Consider the following 1,437-nt stretch of genomic DNA (forward strand, 5'->3'; position numbering starts at 1 on the left):
CACCGCCGCAGCTGCCACCCCCGCCATGGCTGTGCTTGCCCCCGCACCATTTCGTGCAGGGTGTGTGCAAGTGAGCATCGGGCTTGGAAATATTGCGTGCCATTTCGCCCGTGCACGCGCACACTTATTGCCAGCGTCGGCGGGCAGCGGTGCCGACGCCTCATCGGCCGGGGAAACGACGTGACGACCGCACTATCCAACTGGGACATCGTCAGCGACGCCGAATTGGCCCGCGCGGCGGCGGGAGGCGATCGGCGCGCCTTCGCCATGATTTATGACCGTTACGCCGACCGGCTGCACGACTTCTGCGTGGGCATGGTGCGCGACCGCGACGCCGCCGCCGACTGCGTGCAGGACGTATTCTGCACCGCCGCAAGCCAATTGCCCAAGCTCCGGGAACCCGACAGGCTGCGCCCGTGGCTGTACGCCATCGCCCGCAACGTGGCGCTGCGTTGCATCCGGGACCGCCGCCGCGAGCAGGCCTCCGACGAGTTACCCGACGCGGCGTCGCAGGATGCGGGCCCGGACACCCTGGCCGCGCGCAGCGAGTTGGCCGATCTGATCGCGCAGGCGGCCGGCGGGTTGTCCGACCGTGATCGCACGGTCCTGGAACTGGCCTACCGCCACGGCCTGGACGGGCCCGAACTGGCCACCGCACTCGACGTCAGCCCCGGCACCGCCAACCGGATGGTGTCGCGGCTGCGCGACACCATCGAGACGTCGCTCGGCGCGCTGCTGGTGGCGCGCCGGGCCCAGCACACCGCCGAGCGGTGCGCCGAGTTGGCCGCGATCCTGGCGGGCTGGGACGGCCACTTCAGCGTCCTGATGCGCAAGCGCATCGGCCGCCACATCGAGTCCTGCCCGACCTGCGAGGACGAACGCCGGCGCCTGGTCAGTCCGGTCGCCTTGCTGGGCGCGGCGCCGATACTGATTCCCGCGCCCGCCTGGCTGCGCGACCAGACCCTCGGCCAGATCCAGCTGTGTGCCGCCGCCGGCGCCCTTCCCGCCGACGCGGACGCCGATACTGCGGCCGGCGACGTGCACTCGGCCGACACCACGGCGCTGGCCGCGGAATTCGACGACCCGGAACAGGACGGCGACGCCCCGCAGAGCCGGTTCCGCCGGGTCATTCCCTGGGTCGCGTTGTTCGCCTCCGTCTTCTTTCTCTCGTCGATGCTGACGATCGCGTTGTTCTACCACCGCGACACCGCGATCACGCCGACCGAGCTCAGCGGGAAGGCGCCCGCCCCCATGAAGCTTCCGGTCGCGCCGGCCCCGGCCGTCGCTCCGGCAACGAACCCGCCACCACCGGCCGCACCACCCGCGAACACCCTTGCGCCGCAGACGATTCCGCCGCCGGCAAACGGACCGGCGCCCATTCAGGTGCCGGCGGCGGAATCGTCTGCGGCGCAAGGGTGTTCGCGGGTGGTGCGGCCG

Annotated in this window: 1 protein-coding gene; it reads left to right on the forward strand. The window is 71.4% G+C overall.

Annotated features, from left to right (window positions below; translation table 11 throughout):
• Window positions 1–180 precede the first annotated feature (180 nt).
• Window positions 181–1,437 (forward strand): RNA polymerase sigma factor (locus GPY60_RS26840; RefSeq protein WP_231639846.1); only part of this gene is annotated, 1,257 nt, incomplete at its 3' end.

This window comes from Mycobacterium sp. Marseille-P9652, from assembly GCF_902652685.1.
Lineage (GTDB): Bacteria > Actinomycetota > Actinomycetes > Mycobacteriales > Mycobacteriaceae > Mycobacterium.